This is a genomic window from Polycyclovorans algicola TG408 (genome assembly GCF_000711245.1).
Classification (GTDB): Bacteria; Pseudomonadota; Gammaproteobacteria; order Nevskiales; family Nevskiaceae; genus Polycyclovorans; species Polycyclovorans algicola.
On record NZ_JOMH01000001.1, the window covers coordinates 951773 to 972183 of the forward strand.

The following is a 20411-nucleotide window of genomic DNA, read 5'->3' on the forward strand; positions in this document are numbered from 1 at the left end:
TCTTCTGCAGGAGCGACACGCAATGAGCACTCCCTTGAATGCGCAGGCCAAGCAAGTGCTGGACCTGATGGCGGCCTCTGGCCAGCCGACCATGGACCAGATGTCGCCCACCGACGCCCGTATCGCGTTCACGACGGGCTTGAAGATGCTGCAGTCAAAACCCGAGCCCGTGGCGGAGTCGCGCGACCTGCGCCTGCCCGGTCCGGCGGGTGAGATCACCGCACGCTACTACCGACCCCACGGCTCGGTGCCTGAAGAGCTGTTGCCGCTGTGTCTTTACTTTCATGGGGGTGGCTTCGTCATCGGGGATCTCGAGGGCTACGACCCCATGTGTCGTCAACTGGCCAACCGGGCGGGCTGTGCGGTGCTGTCAGTCGACTACCGATTGGCCCCCGAGGCGCCGTTTCCGGCAGCGGTGGACGACTGCTTTGCCGCCACCCAGTGGGCCGCCGCGAAGAGCGCCGAACTGAAGATTGATGCCAACAGAATTGCGGTGGCCGGCGACTCGGCGGGTGCCAACCTGGCCACCGTGGTTTGCCTGTTGGCCCGCGACGCCGAGGCGCCGAAAATCGCCTATCAGGTGTTGATCTACCCGGTGACCGACATGGCGGGCGAGACCGAGAGCGCCCGGCGCAATGCCGAGGGGTACTTCCTGACCGGCGATTTGATGCGTTATTTCCTCGGTCACTATCTCAGTGACCCGAGCCACGCCACCGACTGGCGTGCCTCGCCCCTGCGTGCGCCCAAGCTCAAACGTCTGCCGCCTGCCAGCGTCTTGGTGTGTGGCTTTGATCCGCTGCACGACGACGGCGTGCGTTATGCCGAAGCCCTAAAGCGGGCGGGTGTACCGGTGACGTTTACCGAATTGCCCGACCAGATTCACGGCCTGTTCTCGCTGGACGGTGCGATTCCTGCAGCCGGTGAAGCCCTTGCGGCCCTCGCGCTGGAGCTGAAGGCCGGTCTGCAATGAGCCGCCGATACACAGCGTGGAATAAAGTGGCGGGATGATTCCCAACACCAACCGCCGCGTCGTGCTCGCCTCGCGTCCCAATGGCGCGCCGTCGCCCGACAATTTCCGTCTTGAAGAAGTGCCCTGCCCGCAGGTCGCGCCGCCCGGCGGCCTGCTGCTGCAGACGCGCTGGCTGTCGTTGGACCCTTACATGCGCGGCCGCATGAACGCGGGGCACTCGTACGCCCCGGCAGCAGAGATCGGCGAGCCCATGCCTGGTGCGGCGGTTTGCCGGGTGCTGGCCAGCAAGTCGACCGACTTTGACGTGGGTGACAGCGTCGTTGCCTTCACCGGGTGGCAGGAAGTGGCGGCTGTGGCCCCCGAGGGCGTGGTCAAGCTGCCCCCCGACATGGCCCATCCGTCCTGGGCCCTGGGTGTGCTGGGGATGCCGGGCCTGACGGCCTATGTCGGCCTGCTCGACATCGGCGAGGCCAAGGCCGGCGACACCGTGGTGGTCGGTGCAGCCACCGGCCCGGTCGGCGCCACCGTGGGGCAGCTTGCCAAGCTCAAGGGGTGTCGCGTGGTCGGCGTGGCCGGCGGTACCGAGAAATGCGAGTTGGCGGTCAACACCCTGGGCTTCGATGCGTGCATCAACCACTACGCCGAGGAGCGGCTGGCGGCCGATCTGGCGAGTGCCTGCCCGGACGGTGTCGACGTGTATTTCGAGAACGTCGGCGGCAAGGTGCTCGATGCGGTGGTGCCGCTGCTGAATCTGCGCGCGCGGATGCCGGTCTGCGGGCTGGTCGCCTGGTACAACCAGACCAGTGATTCGGTCGCCAGCGGCCTGCCCAACCTGATGATGCGCACGTTGATTCACCGGATTCGCATCCAGGGTTTCATCGTTGGTGACCATTTGGGTCGGCGCGCGGATTTTCTCAAGGACATGCAGGCCTGGATCGCCGAAGGCAAAGTTCGCTATCAGGAAGACGTCATCGAAGGCCTCGCGCGCGCGCCCATGGCGTTCATGGGGCTGCTGCGCGGCGACAACTTTGGCAAGTTGGTGATCAAGGTTGCCGACTGATTGGCGCGTGATGGCATGACCCCCGTCCACCCACCCAGCGCCGAGGATTCGCGCCGCGGCCTGATAGCGGTCGCGATCTCCTTCCTCATCTGGGGCACCTTGCCGTTGTACATGCGCGCACTCGACAGCGTGTCGCCGGTCGAGATCATGGTGCACCGCATGGTCTGGGCCTGCCTGTTTACCTTTGCACTGTTGGCGTTCAAGCAGCAGTTGACGCGGGTGGTCGCGGTCTTGCGCCAACCGCGCGCCCTGGCGTGGTTGTTGGCCTCGGCGCTGATGATTTCGGTGAACTGGTTTGTTTACGTGTGGGCGGTGGCCGAACGCCAGGTGGTGGAGGCGAGCCTGGGCTACTTCATCAACCCGCTGGTGAGCGTCGGGCTGGGCGTGTTGTTGTTGGGCGAGCGACTCAACCGTTGGCAGATGTTGGCGGTGGGGGTCGCCGCAGCCGGGGTGATCTGGCTGACCGTCTGGGTGGGGCGGCTGCCGTGGATCGCGCTGGCGCTGGCCTTCAGCTTTGCCTTTTACGGCTTCATCCGGAAGCGGGTCGAAGTCGATGCCATCACCGGACTGCATGTCGAAACCCTGCTGCTGGCCCCGTTCGCCCTGGGCTATCTGCTATGGCTGGGCGAAACGGGGGCTTTCTTTACGCAGGGATTGACGATCGATGCCCTGCTCATCGGCGCCGGCATTTTCACCGCCATTCCACTGATGAGCTTCGCCTTTGGCGTGCGCCGGGTGCCGCTGTCGACGGTGGGGATCATGCAGTACCTGGCGCCGACCTTGCAGCTGCTGACCGCCGTGCTGCTGTTTGCCGAGCCCTTCGAGTTTTCACAGGGCGTGGGCTTTGCACTGATCTGGATTGCACTGGCCATCTATGCCGCAGACGGTCTGGGCCGGCACCGCCGCGCCACGGTGACGGCGGTTCAATGTGCCGACGCGGTGGACGCCACCGCCGAGCCACCGAGAACGTCCTAGGATCTGCGAACCAGATCGGGCTCGCTAGCCGTGTCCGTCCAGCAAGGCGGCCCAGTCGGCTTCGCTGAAATGAAAGCCGGGGTCACGGGCCCGCTGCTTGTGCAGTGAGCGCAGCAAGCGCGCCAGCACCTGCGGCACAAAGCTGTGGTCATCACGGCGCTGACCCCGGTCAAAGTCGAGCAGGTGGAATTGCCCGCTCGCGTCGCGCATCACGTTGCTGGCATTGAGGTCGGCGTGACGCACGCCGGCGTCGTGAAAACGGCGCAGACACCGGCCCAGCAACACCCATCCGGCTTCCGGCAGGGGCGCGGTTTGCAGCAGTCTCTGCAAGGGCTCGGCGCTGGCAATGCGCTCGGTGACCAAGTGCTGCTCGTAGACCATGCCCAGGCGGATAACGTGCGCGGCAATCGGGCGCGGCACCGGCAAGTCGTGATCACGCATCCAGCCCAGCAGCCGTAACTCGCGCCAGGCGCGGGTCCGCTCCAGCCCCAGCCACAGGTAGCGATGACGGATCAGCCTGCCGACCAGCCCGCCGCGAGCGTAGTGGCGCAGCACCCAGTCGGCACCGCCGTCACGCGGCCAACGCAAAGTGCTGTTGCGGCCGCCGCCGAAGGGCTGCAGACCGTGGGATTGTTCTGCGCCCGAATCAAACACGCCAAACCCGGGTGCTGACCAGGCAGCAGGGTCAAACAGCAGGCGGCGCGGGCCTTGGGCGAGGGATTCGAAGCTCATGCTGACCCCAGCATAAGTGAGTCAGCCGCCACGCCCTGTGCGCGCAGATGGGCCACCAGGGTGTCGCTGTTGCCGTGGGTGGCCAGCACACGCGTGGCGCCGCTGTCGGTGATGCTGCGCATCAGACCCGGCCAGTCGGCGTGGTCGCTCATCACAAAGCCGCGGTCATAGGCCTTGCGCCGCGGGCTGTCGGTCTGTTGCATCCAGCCGCTGGTAAATCCGGTGGTGTACGGCGCGAAGCGGCGCAGCCATGGCGTGCCGCGTGCGCCGGGCGGGGCGAGGATCAAACGTCCGGCAAAGCCTGTGCCCTTGGGCGGGTTGCCGACAGGTTCGGTGGGCAGCAGGGTCACGCCGGCCTTGCGGTAGGCCTTGACCAGCAGGGTCATGGCGGGGTGCAGCAGTGCGGTTTCTGAGCTGTGACGGGCGAGTTCGGCGAGGATGCGTTGGGCTTTGCCCAGCGCGTAGCAGAACAGCACGGCGGCTTTGCCCTCGGCTTTGGCCGATTGCCACCAGTCAAGAATCTCGCCCACTGCGATGGCGGGGTCGTCCCACTGGTAAAACGGCTCGGCGAAGGTCGCTTCAGTGACGAGGGTGTCGCAGCGGACCGGCTCGAACGGCAGGCAACTGGGGTCCGGGCAACGCTTGAAGTCACCGGTGGCCACCCAGACCTCGCCGTCGCATTCGATGCGCACCTGTGACGAGCCGAGGATATGCCCGGCTGGGTGAAAGCTGACGCGCGTGGCCCCGAGGGCGAAGGGTTCGCCGTACGGCGGCAGGGTCATCGGCGCCTTGGGTCCGAGGCGGATGCGCAGCAATTCGCCGCCCTCGCGAGCGCCCCAGTAGTGACCCATGCCGCGGCGCGCGTGATCGCCGTGGGCATGGGTGATCACCGCTTTCGGCACACGCTTTGCCGGGTCGATCCAGAAATCGCCCGGCGGGCAGTACAGGCCCTCGGGTCGTTGAATGATGATCGGCAGGCTCACCGCTCGATCAGCCTCTTCAACCAGGGCGCGGGGCGCATGGGCCGATACCACTTGGCACCCGCGCCGACCAGGGCCTCTTCAGGTTTTGGGTTGCCGTGGAACACCAGTATCCGGGCCTCGGGCGGCGGTTGCGGGGTTTTCCACAGCGACAGCGGAAACCGCGGCACGCAGTCGTATTTGTAGCTGGCGCACCACTTTTCAGGCCAATAGGTGAGCAGGCGCTGTTGGCGCATCACGTCGCAGAGAAATTCCTGCTCATTGCGGTAGCGATCCTCAACGGCATCGCCCATCGCAATCAGACGCTCGAACACCTCGTAGTCACGGTCGGCGAGATAAAAAAAGGTCGAGGTGTTGCCCGTCCAGCTGTTGCGATAGCGCAGGTTCTTGTAGTCCTTGATGACCGCGAACGCCGGGTCGAAGGTGAAAAAATCATCCAGTGGCTTGAGCAGCACCACGTCGAGGTCTAGATAAACGGTCGGCCCTTTGACGCGCTGACGCAGCGCGGGCGCAAACAGCGTCAGCTTGCGCCAGCCGTGGTTCATCACCTGGTTGCCGAGCACTGGCAGGTCGGGGATGGGAATTGTCCGCACCTCGTTGACGATGCCGTTGGCGTCGTCGGTGACGCAGATCAACTCGAACGGCCCCTGCTGCACGCGTGACAGGGCGCGAAACAGCCGGTTGACCTCGCTCGCCGGGTATTTGCTGCCCCATTTGCAGCAGATGAACTGGCGTCTCATGCGCGTAGGCCTCTCAGGTAATGGCCGAGCAGCGCGAGCCGCTGCTGCCAGCGCCGGCCCCAAGGCAAGGTCGCCATGCCGGCCAGCCGCCAATACCAACGCAACTCTTCGAAGCGCGGCTTGGGTTTGGTGCGGAACTCGGCTTTGGCGCAGGTCAGCCAGGTGTCGGTGATGCCGGCCCGCTGACGGTAGTGCGCAATCATCGCCTGCATGCGATAGCTGTAGCGGGCGTTTTGCAGCGCCGAACGCTGATAGCCCGCGAGGGCATTGTTGCCGTGCTCACGATGGCCGACCAGCGGCTCGCCGATGTAGATCTTGTGGGCGCCGAGGATGTCGGCGCCGATGACCAGGCAGTCGTCGGGGCGCGTCACCCATTCGCGGATCATGGCGGGCGGCAGGTCGAGCAGGCGTTCCATCAGCGCGCGTCGCAGGGTCAGTCCCGAGGTCGCCACGCCTTGCCAGCGCGGATAGAAACTGCCCAGCACCACCGACAATCCCAGGTCTCGGTCGGGCCCGGGACGATGAAACGGTCGCTCGACATCCCCGAACAGCTGCAGGTTGCAGAACACGAACTCGGCCGACGGGGCACTTTCATACGCCGCGCCGACACGGGCCAGATAGCCGGGCGACCAGCGATCGTCCGAGTCGAGCAGGGCAATGATGTCGCCCGTGCTGTGTTCAAAGCCGGTGACCCAGGCCGACAGCTGTCCGCCGTTGGCCTGCTCGATCAGCCGGACTCGCGCATCTCCCCCAAAGTGGGCCTTGATCCGCTCGACCGAGTCGTCGCTGGAGCCGTCGTCGACAATGATCACCTCGCGCGGTGCGAGGGTCTGCGCCAGCACCGACTCGACCGCCTCGACGATGTACGCGCCGTAGTTGTAGCTGGACACCAACACGCTGACGGCGGGCGCACAGGCGGTCGTGACCGTGGACATGGGCGAAGGCTCGGGCGGGGTCATGGGCGCTGGGACGGTCCCGAGGGGCGTTCGGCAAGGCGCACCAGCATAAAGAACCTGACCCGGGCCCACAGTCCCTTCAGCGCGGCGCGGCAGCTCGTCGGCCGCAACAGGGCGACCAGCGCCGTGGTCATCGGCAGCTGGCGCATCACGATGTCGCGCTGCAGTTCCAGCGACTTCAGCGTTTGCTGCAAATGCTCAGCCAGCGCAACGCGGCCGATGTGTAGGCAGTCGAGACGCCGCTGCTCGAACACGGCAATCTTCAGATCCAGCGAGCGCAGCAGCCGTTCGCGCGGCGGCCGGCCATCGCCGCCGCTGGCGAGACCGACGTTCTGGCGGTATTGCACCAGCGGGGTGTCGAGGTAGTGCAGGCCGCCCAGCAGCATCGCCCGATAGGCCAGCACCAGGTCTTCGTAGGCACCCCTGACCGTCAGCGGGCCGAAGCGCTCGAACAGCGGCCGCGTCCAGGCGTGGCTGGCCCCGATCAGGGTGCCCATCGCGGTGGCCCACCGTGCCGGGTCGGGATGATTGTCGGTCAAGGGGGGCTGCCATTGCCCGGTGACGCGGCCGTTTTCGTCCATGGTGTGCACAGCGGAATGAAACGAAAACGCGCGCCCTTTGGTTGCATGGAAGGCGTCGACCAGCGCCGCCGTGCGGCCAGGCAGTGAACAATCATCACCGGCGGCAATCACCAGCAGGTCGGCATCGGCCAGTGCATGCACGCGGTTGATGTGGTCGATCAGCCCCAGATTGCTCGGGTTGCGGTTCAGCGTGACCTGATGCGGCCCCCGATACGCCTCGGCGACGGCGGTCATGATGGCGAAGGTGTCGTCACCGGAGCCATCGTCAGAGAAGAGGATGTGCAGCGGCGTGTGGGTTTGCGCCAGGGCGGCCTCGCAAGCCGCGCGCACCCAGCGCGCCTGGTTGTAGGCGGCCACCACGAAACAGACACGGGGCGCCGACATCAGCGGGCGTCGGGCCGAAACCGGTTGCAGGCGTCGACCACATGTTCCATTTGGTCGTCGGTCAGAGTCGGGCTCATTGGCAGGCTCAGCACTTCACGGCTGAGTTGTTCGGTCAGCGGCAGGTGCAGCCCGGCAAGGTGGGCGTAGGCGGGTTGCCGGTGCGGTGGGGTCGGGTAGTGGATCAGGGTCCCGACACCTTCGGCAGCGAGGTGCTGTTGCAGCGCATCGCGTGCATTGCTGCGCACCACAAACAGGTGCCAAACGTGGCCGTCCTCGCGCGCGACCTGCGGCAAGGCGATCTGCGGGTTGCGGATGTGGCGGCGGTAGTGGGCGGCCACGACGCGGCGCCGGGCGGTCTCCTGATCGAGGCCGCGCAGCTTGACGCTGAGCATCGCCGCCTGCAGCTCGTCGAGGCGGCTGTTGACCCCCGGCAGGGCGTGCACATAGCGCGTTTCAGACCCGTAATTGCGCAGCGCACGGAGCGTCTGGGCCAGCTCGCCATCGCCGGTGGTCACGGCACCGCCATCGCCGAGCGCGCCGAGGTTTTTGCCAGGGTAAAAACTGAACCCGGCGGCATCGCCCCAGGCGCCGGCACGGCGGCCGTCGACGGCAGCGCCGTGGGCTTGCGCAGCATCTTCAAGCACCAGGAGATCATGCTGCCGCGCCAGTGCACTCAGTGCGGGCATGTCACTCATCTGTCCGTAAAGGTGTACCGGCATCAGCACCCGTGTGCGCGGTGTGAGGTGACGCTGTACGGCCTCGGGGGTCAGTCCGTAATGGCGCCCACAGGGTTCGACCAGTCTCGGCACCAGGCCGGCTTCACTGATCGCCAGCACGCTGGCGATGAAGGTGTTGGCAGGCACGATGACTTCGTCGCCCTCGCGCAGCCTGCCCATGGTTTTCCAGGCGCGCAGCACCAGGGTCAGGGCATCCAGGCCGTTGCCGACACCGACGCAGTGCGCGCTGCCGCAGTAGGCCGCAAAGGCGGTCTCGAATTCGGCCAGCGCCTTGCCGGCAATGAACCAGCCGCTGTCGATGACCCGGGTGCAGGCGGCAATCAGTTCGTCGCGATACGGCGCGTTGACCTGCTTCAGATCCAGCGTCGGGATCATTTGAGGTATTTCACGATTCGCGCCGGGTTGCCGACCACCAGCGCATGGTCGGGCACGTCGGCCGTGACCACTGCGCCGGCGCCGACCATCGCGCCCCTGCCGACGGTGATGCCGGGGAGCAAGGTCGCGTTGGCGCCGATGCTGGCGCCCTCGCAGACGGTTTGTCCGGTCAGTTTTTCGGGGTGCACGCCCGAGCGCGGAAACGGATCGTTGGTGAAGGTCGCGTTGGGGCCGATGAACACGTGGTTGGCGATGCGGGTGCCATTCCACAGATACACGCCGGATTTGACCGTGACGTTGTCGCCAATCACCACATCGCCCTCGATGAAGCTGTGTGCACAAATGTTGCAGTCCTTGCCGATGCGCGCGCCATCGAGAATCACCACGAACTGCCACACCCGCGTGCCGCGCCCGATGTGAGCGTTCTGAACCTCAGCCAGCTTATGAATGCTGGGCATCGACCTTCACCAGTTGCTGAAACTCTGCGTAATCACGGATGTAGTCCGTCTCGTCATAGGGCGCGCTGGCCAGCACCATCAGCACGCAGTCGGGCGAGAAGTCATCCATCTCACGCCAGATCAGGCCGTCGAGCAGCAGCCCCCGGCATGGGTCGTCGAGCGTCATTGATGTCCGCGTCGATCCGTCATCCACGGTGACCTTGCAATGCCCGGCCGTGCAAATCATCAACTGGGTGAGATCGTGGTGCGCGTGGTGACCGCGGCTGACCCCCGGCAGGGTGTCGAAGATGAAGTACACGCGGTGAATGTCAAACGGGATACCGCGCTGATTTTCAATCGCCACCAGACTGCCACGGGCGTCGCCATGCTTGGCCAACTCGATCCAGGTGACAGTCGATTTCATACGCAATCAGTCTCGGCAGCCATCGTCGCGCCGGCCCGTGCTCAGCAGCCGGATTGTGGCGCGGTAGCATAACGCCCTCCTGGATTGACACGGTTCGATGACGCGCAAAGCCATACTGCTGGCCGGTGGTTCCGGCACCCGGCTGTACCCGCTGACCCACGGCGTCAGCAAGCAGCTCATGCCGGTTTACGACAAGCCGATGATCTATTACCCGCTGTCGGTCGCCATGCTGGCCGGCCTGCGCGAAATACTGATCATCACCACGCCGCATGACGCGCCCGCCTTTCAGGCCGCGCTGGGCGATGGCGCGCGCTGGGGGATTGACCTGCACTATGCCGTGCAGCCAAGTCCGGATGGCCTGGCGCAGGCGTTCCTGATTGGTGAGCCATTTCTCGCCGGGCAGCCGGCTTGCCTGATCCTGGGCGACAACCTGTTCTTCGGCCATGGTCTTGGCGAGTTGTTGACCCGCGCCTCGGCACGCACGGCGGGCGCCACCATCTTCGGTTACACGGTGCGCGACCCCGAGCGCTACGGGGTGGTCGAGTTCGACGCCAGTGGCAGGGCGCTGAGCATTGAAGAAAAGCCGGCCCAGCCGCGCTCGCAGGACGCCGTGACCGGCCTGTATTTCTATGACGCGTCGGTGGTCGATGTGGCGCGGCAGATTCAGCCTTCGGCGCGTGGCGAGCTGGAGATCAGCGACGTCAACCGCCATTACCTGAACCAGGGCACGTTGCACGTCGAGCGGCTGGGGCGCGGCTTTGCCTGGCTCGACACCGGCACCCACGACGCGTTGCTGGAGGCGGCCAATTTCGTGCGCACCGTGCAGCAGCGTCAGGGCCTGCAGATCTGCTGTCCGGAAGAGATCGCCTTTCGTCAGGGCTGGATCGACCGCGAGCAGTTGCTGCGACTGGCGCATCCGCTGAAGAAGTCGGACTACGGGCGTTACCTTGAGAGACTGGCCCGATGAATATCACCGAAACCACGCTGCCCGGCGTACTGCTCATCACCCCGAAGGTCTTCGGCGATGCGCGCGGCTTTTTTGTTGAAACCTACCGCGCCGAGGCGCTGCTGGCGCGCGAGCTGAACCTGCAGTTCGTCCAGGACAACCAGTCGCGCTCGGTGCGCGGCACCTTGCGCGGGTTGCACCACCAGTACGTGCAGCCGCAAGGCAAGCTGGTGCGGGTCAGCGCAGGTCGCGTCTTCGACGTGGCCGTGGATGTGCGCCGCGGTTCGCCCACCTTTGGCCAGCATGTGGCGGTGGTGCTCGACGATGTCAGCCACCAGCAGATGTTCATCCCGCCGGGCTTTGCCCACGGCTTTTGCGTGCTTTCCGAGACGGCTGACTTCGTCTATAAGTGCACCGACTACTACCACCCGGCCGGCGAGGCAGGCGTGCGCTTCGATGACCCCGCGCTGGGGATTCAATGGCCGGCGATGGACCGACCCTATTTGCTGTCGGACAAGGATGCGGCGCTGCCGCTGCTCGTCGATCAGGGGCGGCTGCCATGAGCATTCTGGTGCTTGGTGCCGGCGGCCAGGTGGGGCGCGAATTGGCCGAAATGCTTGAGAAGGGCGAGCAGGCCCTGACGCGCAACGAGGTCGACATCACCGAGCCTGAAAGCATCGCTGCGGCGCTGGACGCGCACCGCCCCAAGGTCGTCATCAACGCGGCGGCTTTCACCGGAGTGGACGCAGCCGAGTCAGCGTCCGAGCAGGCCATGGCGGTCAACGGTGATGGCCCCGCCAAGCTTGCCGAGGCCTGCGCCCGGCGTGACATTGCGTTGCTGCACCTGTCCACCGACTACGTGTTTGACGGCCGTTCCGACACGCCGTACGCCCCTGCGGATGCGGTCAACCCGCTGGGCGTGTACGGGCGCAGCAAAGTGGCCGGCGAGGTGGCGATACGCAAGGCCTTACCCGCGCATCTGATTCTGCGGACCAGTTGGGTGTTCGGGCGTTTCGGCGCCAACTTTGTGAAAACCATGTTGCGCCTCGCTCGCGAACGCGACGCGCTGCGCATTGTCGATGACCAGGTTGGCGGCCCGACCCCGGCGGCGGCCCTCGCCGAGGCTTTGCTGACGCTGGCCCGGCGGCGGGTTGCGGGCGCGAAACTGCCGTGGGGCACGTATCACTTTGCCGGTGCGCCGCCGGTGTCGTGGCGGGGCTTCGCCGAGGCCGTCTTCGCCGAGGCGATGCACGCGGGCCTGATCGCACGCGCGCCGCGCGTCGAGGCCATCACGACCGCGGATTACCCGACGGCCGCCCGGCGGCCGCTCAACTCGCAGTTGGACATGCGCGACACCGAAGCGCGGCTGGGCCTGCAGGCGCCCGATTGGCTCACCGCCCTGCAAAAAATGCTGCGCGACCGGGACTTCGGCGGATGACCCACACGCCACGCAAGCTGCTGGTCACCGGCGGTGCCGGCTTCATCGGCAGCAACTTCGTGCACCACCTGCTGGCCACGGATGGTCAGGTGCAGGTGACCACCCTGGACCGGCTCACCTATGCCGGTGACCGGCGCAATCTTGATGATTTGCCGGACCCGGCGCGGCACCGGCTGGTGGTCGGCGACATCGCCGACGCGGCCCGGGTCGCAGAGGTGATGCGGGATGACGACATCGACACGGTGGTGCACTTCGCGGCCGAGTCGCATGTTGATCGCTCCATCAGCGGCCCCGGCGCGTTTGTTCACAGCAACGTGACCGGCACCTTCACTTTGTTGGAGGCGGCACGCTCGGCGTGGCAGGGCCGCTCGGACGTGCGCTTTCACCACATCTCTACCGATGAGGTTTACGGCACGCTGGGCCGGGCGGACCCGGCCTTCACCGAGGCAACGCCCTACGCGCCCAACTCGCCTTACTCGGCGAGCAAGGCGGCGTCCGACCATTTGGTGCGCGCGTGGTTTCACACCTACGGCCTGCCGGTGGTGACCACCAACTGCTCGAACAATTTTGGCCCGCGCCAGCATGCCGAGAAGTTCATTCCCACGGTGATTCGCGCCTGCCACGCGCAGACGCCGATCCCGGTGTACGGCGACGGCAGCAACATTCGTGACTGGCTGTATGTGACCGACCATTGCCGGGGCATCGACGCCGTGCTGCGGCGCGGCCGCCTGGGCGAGTGCTACAACATCGGCGGCGGCAACGAGCACAGCAATATCGAGATCGTACGGCTGATCTGTGCGGCGTTCGACCGCCGTACCCCCGAGCGCGCGCCACACGAACGACTGATGCGTTTCGTCACCGACCGCCCCGGCCACGATTGGCGCTACGCCATCGACGCGACCAAGATCGCGCAAGAACTGGGTTGGACGCGCGCGTTGCGATTCGAGGCCGAGCTGGACGCCACGATTGACTGGACGTTGTGCCGATGAGCGCACCGGTCAGCGTGGTGCTGATTGCGCGCAATGCCGAGCGCACCCTGGCACGCTGCCTCGCCAGCACGGTCGGTTTTGACGACGTGGTGATGGTCGATACCGGCTCCACCGACGCCACCCTGGCCATCGCCGCGCAATACCCGCATGTGCGGGTGCTGCACGAAACCTTTGAGGACTTCAGCGCCAATCGCAATGCGGCGGCGGCTCACGCCCGGCACGACTGGGTGTGTCCGCTGGACAGCGACGAATGGTTCGACCCGGTGCTGGCCGCGCAATTGCAGGCCTTCAACCCAAAATCGGTACGACAGGTGCACGCCTTCTGGCGTTTCAACTGGTTTCTGGGCAAGCGCCTGCACAGCAAGCTGGGGCGCGAGTGGATACGGCGGGTGTACCACCGCGACAACGTGCAGTTTGTGGGCGCGGTGCACGAGCGGCTGCTGCTCATCGACAACGGCGGTTGGCCGGCTGTGGCCAAGCTGCCCGGCCATGTCGGTCACGATCCTTACGCCAATGTCGGGCATCTGTTTGAAAAGCGCTGGCGCTATGCGCGCCCGGACCTGCGCAAGGCCAAGGCTGCGCATCCGGCCATCGCCAGCCTGCGCGCCATGTGGCGATTCATTCGCGGCTGGATCTTTGCCGCAGGGTTCATCGACGGCTGGCGCGGCTTCGTGATTGCCAGCGCCGATGCCTATGGCGTGTTTCTGAAATACGTCTGGGGCTATTCGGCGCGCGCCGCCAACACCGAGCGCACCAGGGGCGCGTAGTCCTCAATGCAGAAGTGCTGGTGGTGATCGGCCTGGATCGTCAGGTAACGCACGGCGGGGTCGTCGAAGGCGGCTTGAATGGCCGTCGCCGCGTGGGCGCGTTCCTCAGGGGTGTCCAGCCAGCGGCAGGCGAGGCTGGCGCGTTCGGTCCACACCCCGGCGGCATTCAATACCTGGCTGACATAGACGCCGTAGGTCATGAACTCTGACCATGCCCCCAAGGGCTGGGCCAGCAGCGCCTGCCACCAGTCGCATTGATGCCGCGTTTCGATGGCGGCCAGCATGTCGAGCAGGGTGGCACGGTCGAAGACGAACGGGTGGGTCACATAGTTGACGAACCGTTCGCCGGGCTCGCGCGGCCATGGCAGGCCGAACAGGGTGCAGGCGTGGCCGTACCAGCCGGGGGAGTCCAGCCGCCGGGTGATGACGTCGGGCTCTTCAAACAACACCACGCGGCCGTCGCGGGCATAGGCGCTGGCCGGCACTGGACGGGTGAAGATGACGTCGGAATCCAGCGTGATCAACACCCGGTGCGGCAGGTGTTGCGCCATCGCCAACTTGACCAGTTGCTGGGTGTGCCAACCGTAATAGTTGGCATCGGCAAACCAGCCGAAACGTTTGTAGGCGCTGCGCTTGAGCACCTGCAGACGGCGATTCGGCGTGCTGTGCACAAAGCGCTGACGGCGCTGTTCGACCCCCTCTGGCAACACCTCGGCGGTGCTCAGGTAGTGCGGCCCGGCGGCGCCTGACCGGAACCGCGACAGGTCCTCGGTCTGCACCACGGCGTAGTGCGGCACCGTGCCCAGGCCCATCGCCACCATGGAGTCGCGCAGCAACTGGAAGCGCTCGAAATCGCCGCCCCAGGTGGGCGTGACAAAGGCGATGTCGGCCGCCGCGTAATCCGCACTCAGGTCAGTCACGTCCGGCCCAGGCCTCGACCAGCCACGGCGCCGGCCCGATGCGTCGATACCAGCGCCCGCCGCGGCCGGCCAGCACGTCGCTCATTTTCGGGCGGCCGGCGAACACGACAATGCGCGCCGCAGGTGGACAGGCCGGATCGCGCACGAAGCTGGCCAGCCCACGCGGCACGCAGCCGTTCTTGAAGCTGGCACACCATTGGCGCGGCCAAAAGCTGAGTCGTGATTGCGCGTGCAAATGGTCCGAGAGGTATTCCTGCTCGTTGCGGTAGCGTGCGATCACGGCGTCGTGATCGTTCACGTAGCGCGCCAGGGCATCGGCGTGGGCCCCGGCCTGATAGCGAAACACCGAGGTGTTGGCGACCCGCTGGTAAAAGGCTTCGCGTTCACGGCGAAACCATTGCCGCAACGGTTGCGGGCGAAACAGTTCGGCATCGCGAATCGCGCAGAACGCGCCCGGCGCGTCAAAAAACGGCGCGAGGTCGTCGACGATGACCACGTCCAGGTCGAGAAACAGGACCGTGCCGTGCCAGTCAGGCAGGTCATCACGCAGCAGTGCCAGCTTGCGCCAGCGCGTGTCGTGCGTCGCCCCGGCACCGGTGTCCGGCAACGGTCTCGTGTCGATGGCGGGGTTGAGGCCGGCCGCATCGTCAGTGAAGCAGACGAAGCGGAAGGGGCGCGCGAGGTGCCGCGTCACGCCCGCATGCAGGCGGTTGACGTATTCCGGGCCGTAGAGCGTGCCCCATTTCATGCAGGCAACGGTGAGGGTGACGTCGGTCATGGCGCGTTCTGTGTGGCGGCGAGCGCATCCAGCGTGCGCTGCAGCGCGCCTTGATGCGGGACCAGGCAGTCGCGTGCAGCGGCGCCCATTGCCCGGCGTTGGGCGGCATCGCTGAAGGCCGTTTGCAGCGCGACCAGCAGCGCGGCGTCGTCTGCAAGCTGTTGTGCGCCGCCGGCGCCCAGCAGCAGGTCGCGGGCAAACTCGAAGTTGTGCATGTGCGGGCCAAACAAGACGGGTATTCCCACCGCAGCCGGTTCGAGCACGTTGTGGCCCCCCACCGGCACCCGCGAGCCACCGACAAAGGCGATGTCGGCCAGCGCCAGGTAAAACCACATCTCGCCCATGCTGTCGCCGAGCAGCACGGTGGGTGGCGGCGCGGCGAGGTCGGCCTGACTGCGCCGGGCCCACGGCAAGCCCGAGGCGATGATCTGCGCCTGCACGCTGTCGAAGCGCGGTGGGTGGCGCGGCACCACGAGCAGCACCGCGTCCGGCCAGCGCGCCAGCAGTTGCTGATGAACGCGCAAGGCCGCCGACTCCTCGCCCTCGTGGGTGCTGGCCGCAATCCACACCGGGCGTGCGCCCCAGCGTGTCTTGATGGCTTCGGCGGCCCGGCATTGATCGGCATTGGGCGTGGTATCGAACTTCAGGTTGCCCAACGTCTCGACGCGCGCGGCGCCCAATTGCCGGTAGCGCGCGGCATCTTCGTTGCTCTGGGCGGCGACCAGGGTGACGTCAGCGAGCACCGAGCGGGCGAAGCCGCCAACCCGTCCGTAACCCTTGACCGAGCGCGGTGAAAGGCGCGCGTTGGCAATGGTCACGGGCGTGCCCCGCTGACGCAGGCTGCGGAACAGGGTCGGCCATAGCTCGGTTTCCATGATCACCACCTGCCGTGGCCGTACCCGGTCGAGGAATCGCTTAACCACGCTGTGCACGTCGATGGGCGCAAAGCTGTGCCGCACCTGTTCGCCCAGTTGGGCGCGGACCTGGGCACTGCCGGTGGGGGTGGTGGTGGTGACCCAAACCTGCCCGGCGCCGTGGCGGGCGATCAATGCGCGAATCAGGGGTAGCGCCGCCATGACCTCACCCACACTGACGGCGTGCACCCACACCGCCGTACCTTCCGGCGCATGCGGCACATGGCCGAAGCGTTCTGGCACCCGTCCCCGCCATGCCGGGTCGTGTCGGCCTTTGATCCACAGCAGGGGCCGCAAGACCCACCCGGCCAGGGAGATCAAAAAAACGTAGAGCACTCGCATATGCGCAAGAATACTGCCCTGCCTGCCGTCGCCGCGCCCACTGATGACTCTGAGCCTGCTCCCCGATTTCTTGCCATCGACAGCCGTGAAGGCGTGGATGAGGCGCCCGGTTTGACGGCGCCAAGGCCGCGCTATCGGCAGCGTTATCTGGCGCCGCGCTACTGGCTGACGTGGTTGGCCCTGTTTTTGGTGCGGGCGCTGACCTGGTTGCCACTGAGCTTGAGCCGTCGAATAGGGCGGGGTCTGGGCTGGCTGCTGGTGAGGCTGATGCGCGAGCGGCGCGAGGTCACCGACGTCAACCTGGCGCTGTGCATGCCCGAACTGGACGCCGCTGCCCGACAACGGCTGGTCGAAGCGCATTTCATGGCGATGGGCGCGGGCATGTTCGAAGCCGCCTTCGCCTGGTTTGCCAGCGATGCGCGCATACGTCGGCTGAGCCGGATTGAGGGAATCGAGCATCTCGAGGCCGTGCACCAGCAGGGGCAGGGCATGCTGCTGCTGACCGGTCATTTCAGTTGGCTGGAGTTGGGCGCCCGGGTGCTGGCACTGCAGCAGCCGTTCCATGCCATGTATCGGCACGTCAACAACCGCTTGATCGATGACTGGATGTTCAGTGCCCGATGGCAGCGCAGCGGCCGGCTGCCGCTACCGAAGCGCGACATCAAGACGCTGATTCGTGCGCTGCGTGATGGCGAGGCGATCTGGTACGCACCCGACCAGACACTGGGTCGCGAGGCTGGACTGTTTCTGCCGATGTTCGGTCAGCCGGTGTGGACCATCACCGCCACCGCACGGCTCGCCAAGCTGGGGCGGGCCCGGGTGGTGCCCTATTTCGTCACGTTCGAAAACGGGAAGTACGTGGTCACCGTGCAGCCCGCTTTGGAAAATTTTCCCAGCGGCGACGATGCGGTTGACGCGCGACGCATCAATGAACTGATCGAGACCGCCGCGCTGGCCTCGCCGCAGGCTTACTTTTGGGGGCACCGGCGATTCAAGATGCGACCGCCGGATTTTGCAGATCCCTACAAAGACATTCGCTGATTTGCCGTGATCAATATCCTCCCCGACCGAGCACGGGGACGCAGCATTGATATAGTGATGCGCTTAATGTTCCGTCGTCTTTTCGAGGTGCACGTGTATCGTTCCATCGTCTTCCCGGCCGCCATCGCGTTGGCCCTCGGCACCGGCAGCTTTTCGGTTGTTCACGCCAATGCAGCCGCTGATGCCCAGCAATTGATGCAGCGGGGTGATTACGCCGGCGCCCTGAGCGGTCTGGATGCCCACCTGCGCAGCAATCCGCAGGACGCTGAAGCGCGCTTCGTGCGTGGCCTGACCCTGACGCAGATGGACCGTGTGCCCGATGCCATCCGCGCCTTCGCCGACCTGACCCGGGACTATCCGCAACTGCCCGAGCCCTACAACAACCTGGCCGTGCTCTACGCCCAGGAAGGCGACTACGAAAAGGCCCGCGATGCGCTCGAAGCCGCGCTGGCCACGCACCCCAGTTATTCCACCGCGCACGAAAATCTCGGTGACATCTATGCGGCGTTGGCGGGCGCCGCTTACAACCGGGCACTGATGCTCGACCAGGGCAACCGCGACGTGCAGCAGAAGCTGTCGCTGATCAGCCAGATGGACGGCGCGCCTGCCGCGGCCCAGCCGCCGGCTGCCGCTCCCGCTGCGTCCACGGCCACGTCGGCGGCCGATGAGCCGCCTGCGGCTGCCGAGCCGTCGCCCGCCGAAGCGCCGTTCGACACCGCACCCATCCAGTCGACGATCAATACCTGGGCCGAGGCCTGGGCCAACCAGGACCTTCCGGCCTACTTCTTCGCCTATTCCAGCAACTTCACGCCGGAAGGTGGCCTCAGCCGCAGCGCCTGGGAAACCCAGCGTCGCGACCGGGTGTCGCGTCCCGAGACCATTTCGGTGCGCATCCGCGACCTGCGCGTGCAGTCGGTCACGGGCGGCGCCATTGCCACATTCACCCAGGACTACACTGCCGACACATACAGCGACTCCGTCACCAAGGTCCTGGAGATGACACGCGAAGGCGGTGGCTGGAAGATCACCCGCGAATTCACGCGCTGATCGGCGCTCGCCCATGGTCTACGTGGTTTTTGAAGCGGCTCAATTGAGCCGGCGCCTGAGGCAGTGAGCGTGCGTGCTTTATGGCGGGCGGCGCTGGTTGTGTTCGGCGTCACATCCGCACATGCGACGGCGACCGACATGGATCTGGACGTGGTCATGCGGGTCGCCGAGCCTGAGCGCACCGACGCCGAGATGGCGCTCAATCGCGTCGTCGGGGCGCTGCGCCAGGGTGAACGCGGCGCGGCCCTGCACGAGCTGGAAGCGCTGATCCGCCGCGAGCCCGATTTCCGCGCGGCCCACTGGCTGCACGCCGAGCTGCTGGCGGCGCGTACGGGTCGCGAGGCGGTGTTGCCGCCGGGTGTTGATCCGCTGGCCTTCGACGAGCTGCGCGCCGAGTTGCACCTGCGCGCCGAGGCCGAAGCCGCGCTGCCGGCCGATGGCGATGTGCCCAACGCGGTCATGGCGTTGGCGGCTCGCCACCCTTATCTGCTCGTGGTTGACCTCAAGCTGGCACGGCTTTACGTCCTCGAGAATGACGGTGGCCGGCTCAGTGTCGTTCGGCACCACTACGCCGCCATCGGCCGTAACGGCAGTCGCAAAATGCTCGAGGGTGATTTGCGCACCCCGGTTGGCGTCTATCACGTCACCCAATGGCGCGACGGCGCCACGCTGCCGGACCTTTACGGCTCCGGGGCGTTCCCGGTCGACTACCCCAATGCCTGGGACCAGTTCAGGCAGCGCACCGGCTACGGCATCTGGCTGCACGGCGTGCCGACCGGGACGTATACGCGGGCGCCGAAATCGTCGGAAGGCTGCGTGACCATGGCCAATGACGACCTGACCGCGCTGCGTCCGTTCATCGAGGTGGGTCAGACGCCGGTGGTGTTCAGTGACGAATTGCGCTGGCTGTCGCCTGCCGAGGCGACGTCAGAGCGGCAGACCTGGCTCGGACGCCTCGAAGGCTGGCGCAATGCGTGGGCGTCGGTCGATACCGAGGGCTATCTGGCGCATTACCACCCCGAATTCAGCACGCCCGACATGACCCGCGCGCAGTTCGTCGACCACAAGCGGCGCGTGAACCAAGGCAAAACGTTTATCGACATCGAGATTGACGACCTCAACTTATGGCGCTACCCCGGCGTCGACGAGCCGATGGTGCTGGTTGAGTTCACCCAGCGGTATCGCTCGAACAATTATTCGTCGGTGTCGCAGAAGCAGCAGTATTGGCGGCAGCTTGCCGATGGACGCTGGACGATTTTTCGCGAGGTGAATCGCTGATCGCGTTGAAGGGCTTGCTCCATGGGTTTTAGGGGCGATTCGGCACGTTTTGACGGGCTTGGTTGGTTTCGTCGATGGCGCCGTGAGCTTTGATGGGCCTGCTGGCGGGCTGGGTTTCATGACCGGCACCGTCCAGATTAAGGGTCGGTCTGGTGGGTTACACGAACGGTACCGCTGGTTTTGATGGGCCTGCTGGCCGGGACTGCCCCCGGCGGGGCACTCACTTTTCTACTGCTAGAAAAGTAAGCAAAAGAGCCACCCCATGTTTCGGCTTTGGGCTTTCAGCCCAAAGGCCCCTGCGCTTCTCGCGTCAGGCGGGCTTGCGCAAACTCGCTACGCTCAGACAAGCGCAAGCCTTGATCGCCTGCCGCTCCGATGCTCGGCCGAAACAAAGGGGGAGAACGTCAAAAGCGAAAAGCCGGCGACGGCTTTTGCTGTTCAACCCCCGTCTGACCGGGCCGAGCATCGCAGCAGGGGAGGGATCAGACTCGCGGTTGTCTGAGCGAAGCGAGTTCCGCGAGGCCCCGCACCTGCGAGAAGCGCAGGGCACCCCGCGACAGCGGGGCCCGGCAGTGGGGCACCTTCTTTTGGTTTCTTTTC

At 65.9% G+C, this 20411-nt stretch carries 22 protein-coding genes; 11 read left to right on the forward strand and 11 right to left on the reverse strand.

The genetic code is table 11. The features are described from left to right. Positions 1-22: 22 nt before the first annotated feature. Genes lipP1 through rarD form a run of 3 tightly spaced genes read left to right on the forward strand, consistent with a single transcriptional unit; the run spans position 23 to position 3005 of the window. Positions 23-970 carry a LipP1 family hormone-sensitive lipase gene (gene lipP1 / locus U741_RS0104545; protein ID WP_029889304.1) on the forward strand — a complete coding sequence of 316 codons (948 nt, stop codon included), beginning with the start codon at positions 23-25 and terminating at the stop codon, positions 968-970. Between the two features lie 34 nt (positions 971-1004). Continuing rightward, on the forward strand, positions 1005-2030 hold the full coding sequence (curA, locus tag U741_RS0104550; protein WP_029889305.1) for an NADPH-dependent curcumin/dihydrocurcumin reductase: 1026 nt from the start codon (positions 1005-1007) through the stop codon (positions 2028-2030). Positions 2031-2045: 15 nt separating this feature from the next. After that, positions 2046-3005 (forward strand): EamA family transporter RarD, encoded by a 960-nt coding sequence (gene rarD / locus U741_RS0104555; protein WP_052378969.1) that lies wholly within the window; start codon positions 2046-2048, stop codon positions 3003-3005. 24 nt (positions 3006-3029) lie between these two features. Here rarD and U741_RS0104560 read toward each other — a convergent pair whose 3' ends face one another. The 8 genes from U741_RS0104560 to U741_RS0104595 are packed head-to-tail and all read right to left on the reverse strand — an operon-like array spanning position 3030 to position 9351. After that, positions 3030-3737, reverse strand: coding sequence for a 3-deoxy-D-manno-octulosonic acid kinase (locus tag U741_RS0104560; protein ID WP_029889307.1), 708 nt, complete (start codon positions 3735-3737; stop codon positions 3030-3032). Beyond that, a complete protein-coding gene (locus U741_RS0104565; protein WP_029889308.1) occupies positions 3734-4720 on the reverse strand; it encodes a ligase-associated DNA damage response exonuclease in 987 nt (328 codons plus the stop codon). Before U741_RS0104565 ends, U741_RS0104560 begins: the two co-directional genes overlap by 4 nt. Then, complete coding sequence (locus U741_RS0104570; protein WP_029889309.1) at positions 4717-5457, reverse strand: hypothetical protein; 741 nt, start codon at positions 5455-5457, stop codon at positions 4717-4719. Before U741_RS0104570 ends, U741_RS0104565 begins: the two co-directional genes overlap by 4 nt. Continuing rightward, positions 5454-6392: a glycosyltransferase family 2 protein gene (locus U741_RS0104575; protein ID WP_052378496.1), complete on the reverse strand. Its 939-nt coding sequence runs from the start codon at positions 6390-6392 to the stop codon at positions 5454-5456. The genes U741_RS0104570 and U741_RS0104575 overlap by 4 nt, the downstream gene beginning before the upstream one ends. A 20-nt stretch (positions 6393-6412) precedes the next feature. After that, the gene (locus U741_RS0104580; protein WP_052378497.1) at positions 6413-7378 is read right to left on the reverse strand and encodes a glycosyltransferase; all 966 of its coding nucleotides are present in this window, start codon (positions 7376-7378) and stop codon (positions 6413-6415) included. Continuing rightward, positions 7378-8490 (reverse strand): DegT/DnrJ/EryC1/StrS family aminotransferase, encoded by a 1113-nt coding sequence (locus tag U741_RS0104585; protein ID WP_029889312.1) that lies wholly within the window; start codon positions 8488-8490, stop codon positions 7378-7380. The genes U741_RS0104580 and U741_RS0104585 overlap by 1 nt, the downstream gene beginning before the upstream one ends. Then, the gene (locus U741_RS0104590) at positions 8487-8948 is read right to left on the reverse strand and encodes an acyltransferase (protein WP_029889313.1); all 462 of its coding nucleotides are present in this window, start codon (positions 8946-8948) and stop codon (positions 8487-8489) included. Before U741_RS0104590 ends, U741_RS0104585 begins: the two co-directional genes overlap by 4 nt. Further along, on the reverse strand, positions 8932-9351 hold the full coding sequence (locus U741_RS0104595; protein ID WP_029889314.1) for a sugar 3,4-ketoisomerase: 420 nt from the start codon (positions 9349-9351) through the stop codon (positions 8932-8934). The genes U741_RS0104590 and U741_RS0104595 overlap by 17 nt, the downstream gene beginning before the upstream one ends. 97 nt (positions 9352-9448) lie before the next feature. Here U741_RS0104595 and rfbA point away from each other — a divergent pair, with 97 nt between their 5' ends. The 5 genes from rfbA to U741_RS0104620 are packed head-to-tail and all read left to right on the forward strand — an operon-like array spanning position 9449 to position 13491. After that, entirely contained in the window at positions 9449-10318 is an 870-nt protein-coding gene (rfbA, locus tag U741_RS0104600) for a glucose-1-phosphate thymidylyltransferase RfbA (RefSeq protein WP_029889315.1), read from the forward strand. Then, a complete protein-coding gene (gene rfbC, locus U741_RS0104605) occupies positions 10315-10860 on the forward strand; it encodes a dTDP-4-dehydrorhamnose 3,5-epimerase (protein WP_029889316.1) in 546 nt (181 codons plus the stop codon). Before rfbA ends, rfbC begins: the two co-directional genes overlap by 4 nt. Continuing rightward, positions 10857-11735: a dTDP-4-dehydrorhamnose reductase gene (rfbD, locus tag U741_RS0104610; protein WP_029889317.1), complete on the forward strand. Its 879-nt coding sequence runs from the start codon at positions 10857-10859 to the stop codon at positions 11733-11735. The genes rfbC and rfbD overlap by 4 nt, the downstream gene beginning before the upstream one ends. Then, positions 11732-12724 (forward strand): dTDP-glucose 4,6-dehydratase, encoded by a 993-nt coding sequence (rfbB, locus tag U741_RS0104615; RefSeq protein ID WP_029889318.1) that lies wholly within the window; start codon positions 11732-11734, stop codon positions 12722-12724. The genes rfbD and rfbB overlap by 4 nt, the downstream gene beginning before the upstream one ends. Continuing rightward, positions 12721-13491: a glycosyltransferase family 2 protein gene (locus U741_RS0104620; protein WP_029889319.1), complete on the forward strand. Its 771-nt coding sequence runs from the start codon at positions 12721-12723 to the stop codon at positions 13489-13491. The genes rfbB and U741_RS0104620 overlap by 4 nt, the downstream gene beginning before the upstream one ends. On the opposite strand, the gene U741_RS0104625 is transcribed toward U741_RS0104620, so the two are convergent. The 3 genes from U741_RS0104625 to waaA are packed head-to-tail and all read right to left on the reverse strand — an operon-like array spanning position 13446 to position 16445. Beyond that, a complete protein-coding gene (locus U741_RS0104625; RefSeq protein ID WP_029889320.1) occupies positions 13446-14411 on the reverse strand; it encodes a DUF6492 family protein in 966 nt (321 codons plus the stop codon). The two genes, U741_RS0104620 and U741_RS0104625, sit on opposite strands and share 46 nt — an antisense overlap. After that, positions 14404-15189: a PIN domain-containing protein gene (locus U741_RS0104630; protein WP_029889321.1), complete on the reverse strand. Its 786-nt coding sequence runs from the start codon at positions 15187-15189 to the stop codon at positions 14404-14406. Before U741_RS0104630 ends, U741_RS0104625 begins: the two co-directional genes overlap by 8 nt. Next, the gene (waaA, locus tag U741_RS0104635) at positions 15186-16445 is read right to left on the reverse strand and encodes a lipid IV(A) 3-deoxy-D-manno-octulosonic acid transferase (protein ID WP_043110192.1); all 1260 of its coding nucleotides are present in this window, start codon (positions 16443-16445) and stop codon (positions 15186-15188) included. The genes U741_RS0104630 and waaA overlap by 4 nt, the downstream gene beginning before the upstream one ends. Between waaA and U741_RS0104640 the strand changes: the two genes are divergently transcribed. The 3 genes from U741_RS0104640 to U741_RS0104650 all read left to right on the forward strand — a co-directional run bounded on the left by U741_RS0104640 (position 16446) and on the right by U741_RS0104650 (position 19811). Then, positions 16446-17486 carry an LpxL/LpxP family acyltransferase gene (locus tag U741_RS0104640; RefSeq protein WP_084154660.1) on the forward strand — a complete coding sequence of 347 codons (1041 nt, stop codon included), beginning with the start codon at positions 16446-16448 and terminating at the stop codon, positions 17484-17486. 66 nt (positions 17487-17552) lie between these two features. After that, complete coding sequence (locus tag U741_RS0104645; protein WP_029889323.1) at positions 17553-18533, forward strand: nuclear transport factor 2 family protein; 981 nt, start codon at positions 17553-17555, stop codon at positions 18531-18533. 69 nt (positions 18534-18602) lie between these two features. Further along, complete coding sequence (locus U741_RS0104650) at positions 18603-19811, forward strand: L,D-transpeptidase family protein (protein ID WP_152551493.1); 1209 nt, start codon at positions 18603-18605, stop codon at positions 19809-19811. Positions 19812-20411 lie beyond the last annotated feature (600 nt).

What these genes read in the sequence shown, in the direction of transcription:
- lipP1 (WP_029889304.1), top strand. Translation starts at nt 23, where the DNA reads ATGAGCACTCCCTTGAATGCGCAGGCCAAGCAAGTGCTGGACCTGATG.
- curA (WP_029889305.1), top strand. Translation starts at nt 1,005, where the DNA reads ATGATTCCCAACACCAACCGCCGCGTCGTGCTCGCCTCGCGTCCCAAT.
- rarD (WP_052378969.1), top strand. Translation starts at nt 2,046, where the DNA reads ATGACCCCCGTCCACCCACCCAGCGCCGAGGATTCGCGCCGCGGCCTG.
- U741_RS0104560 (WP_029889307.1), bottom strand. Translation starts at nt 3,737, where the DNA reads ATGAGCTTCGAATCCCTCGCCCAAGGCCCGCGCCGCCTGCTGTTTGAC.
- U741_RS0104570 (WP_029889309.1), bottom strand. Translation starts at nt 5,457, where the DNA reads ATGAGACGCCAGTTCATCTGCTGCAAATGGGGCAGCAAATACCCGGCG.
- U741_RS0104575 (WP_052378496.1), bottom strand. Translation starts at nt 6,392, where the DNA reads ATGTCCACGGTCACGACCGCCTGTGCGCCCGCCGTCAGCGTGTTGGTG.
- U741_RS0104580 (WP_052378497.1), bottom strand. Translation starts at nt 7,378, where the DNA reads ATGTCGGCGCCCCGTGTCTGTTTCGTGGTGGCCGCCTACAACCAGGCG.
- U741_RS0104585 (WP_029889312.1), bottom strand. Translation starts at nt 8,490, where the DNA reads ATGATCCCGACGCTGGATCTGAAGCAGGTCAACGCGCCGTATCGCGAC.
- U741_RS0104590 (WP_029889313.1), bottom strand. Translation starts at nt 8,948, where the DNA reads ATGCCCAGCATTCATAAGCTGGCTGAGGTTCAGAACGCTCACATCGGG.
- U741_RS0104595 (WP_029889314.1), bottom strand. Translation starts at nt 9,351, where the DNA reads ATGAAATCGACTGTCACCTGGATCGAGTTGGCCAAGCATGGCGACGCC.
- rfbA (WP_029889315.1), top strand. Translation starts at nt 9,449, where the DNA reads ATGACGCGCAAAGCCATACTGCTGGCCGGTGGTTCCGGCACCCGGCTG.
- rfbC (WP_029889316.1), top strand. Translation starts at nt 10,315, where the DNA reads ATGAATATCACCGAAACCACGCTGCCCGGCGTACTGCTCATCACCCCG.
- rfbD (WP_029889317.1), top strand. Translation starts at nt 10,857, where the DNA reads ATGAGCATTCTGGTGCTTGGTGCCGGCGGCCAGGTGGGGCGCGAATTG.
- rfbB (WP_029889318.1), top strand. Translation starts at nt 11,732, where the DNA reads ATGACCCACACGCCACGCAAGCTGCTGGTCACCGGCGGTGCCGGCTTC.
- U741_RS0104620 (WP_029889319.1), top strand. Translation starts at nt 12,721, where the DNA reads ATGAGCGCACCGGTCAGCGTGGTGCTGATTGCGCGCAATGCCGAGCGC.
- U741_RS0104630 (WP_029889321.1), bottom strand. Translation starts at nt 15,189, where the DNA reads ATGACCGACGTCACCCTCACCGTTGCCTGCATGAAATGGGGCACGCTC.
- waaA (WP_043110192.1), bottom strand. Translation starts at nt 16,445, where the DNA reads ATGCGAGTGCTCTACGTTTTTTTGATCTCCCTGGCCGGGTGGGTCTTG.
- U741_RS0104640 (WP_084154660.1), top strand. Translation starts at nt 16,446, where the DNA reads ATGCGCAAGAATACTGCCCTGCCTGCCGTCGCCGCGCCCACTGATGAC.
- U741_RS0104645 (WP_029889323.1), top strand. Translation starts at nt 17,553, where the DNA reads ATGTTCCGTCGTCTTTTCGAGGTGCACGTGTATCGTTCCATCGTCTTC.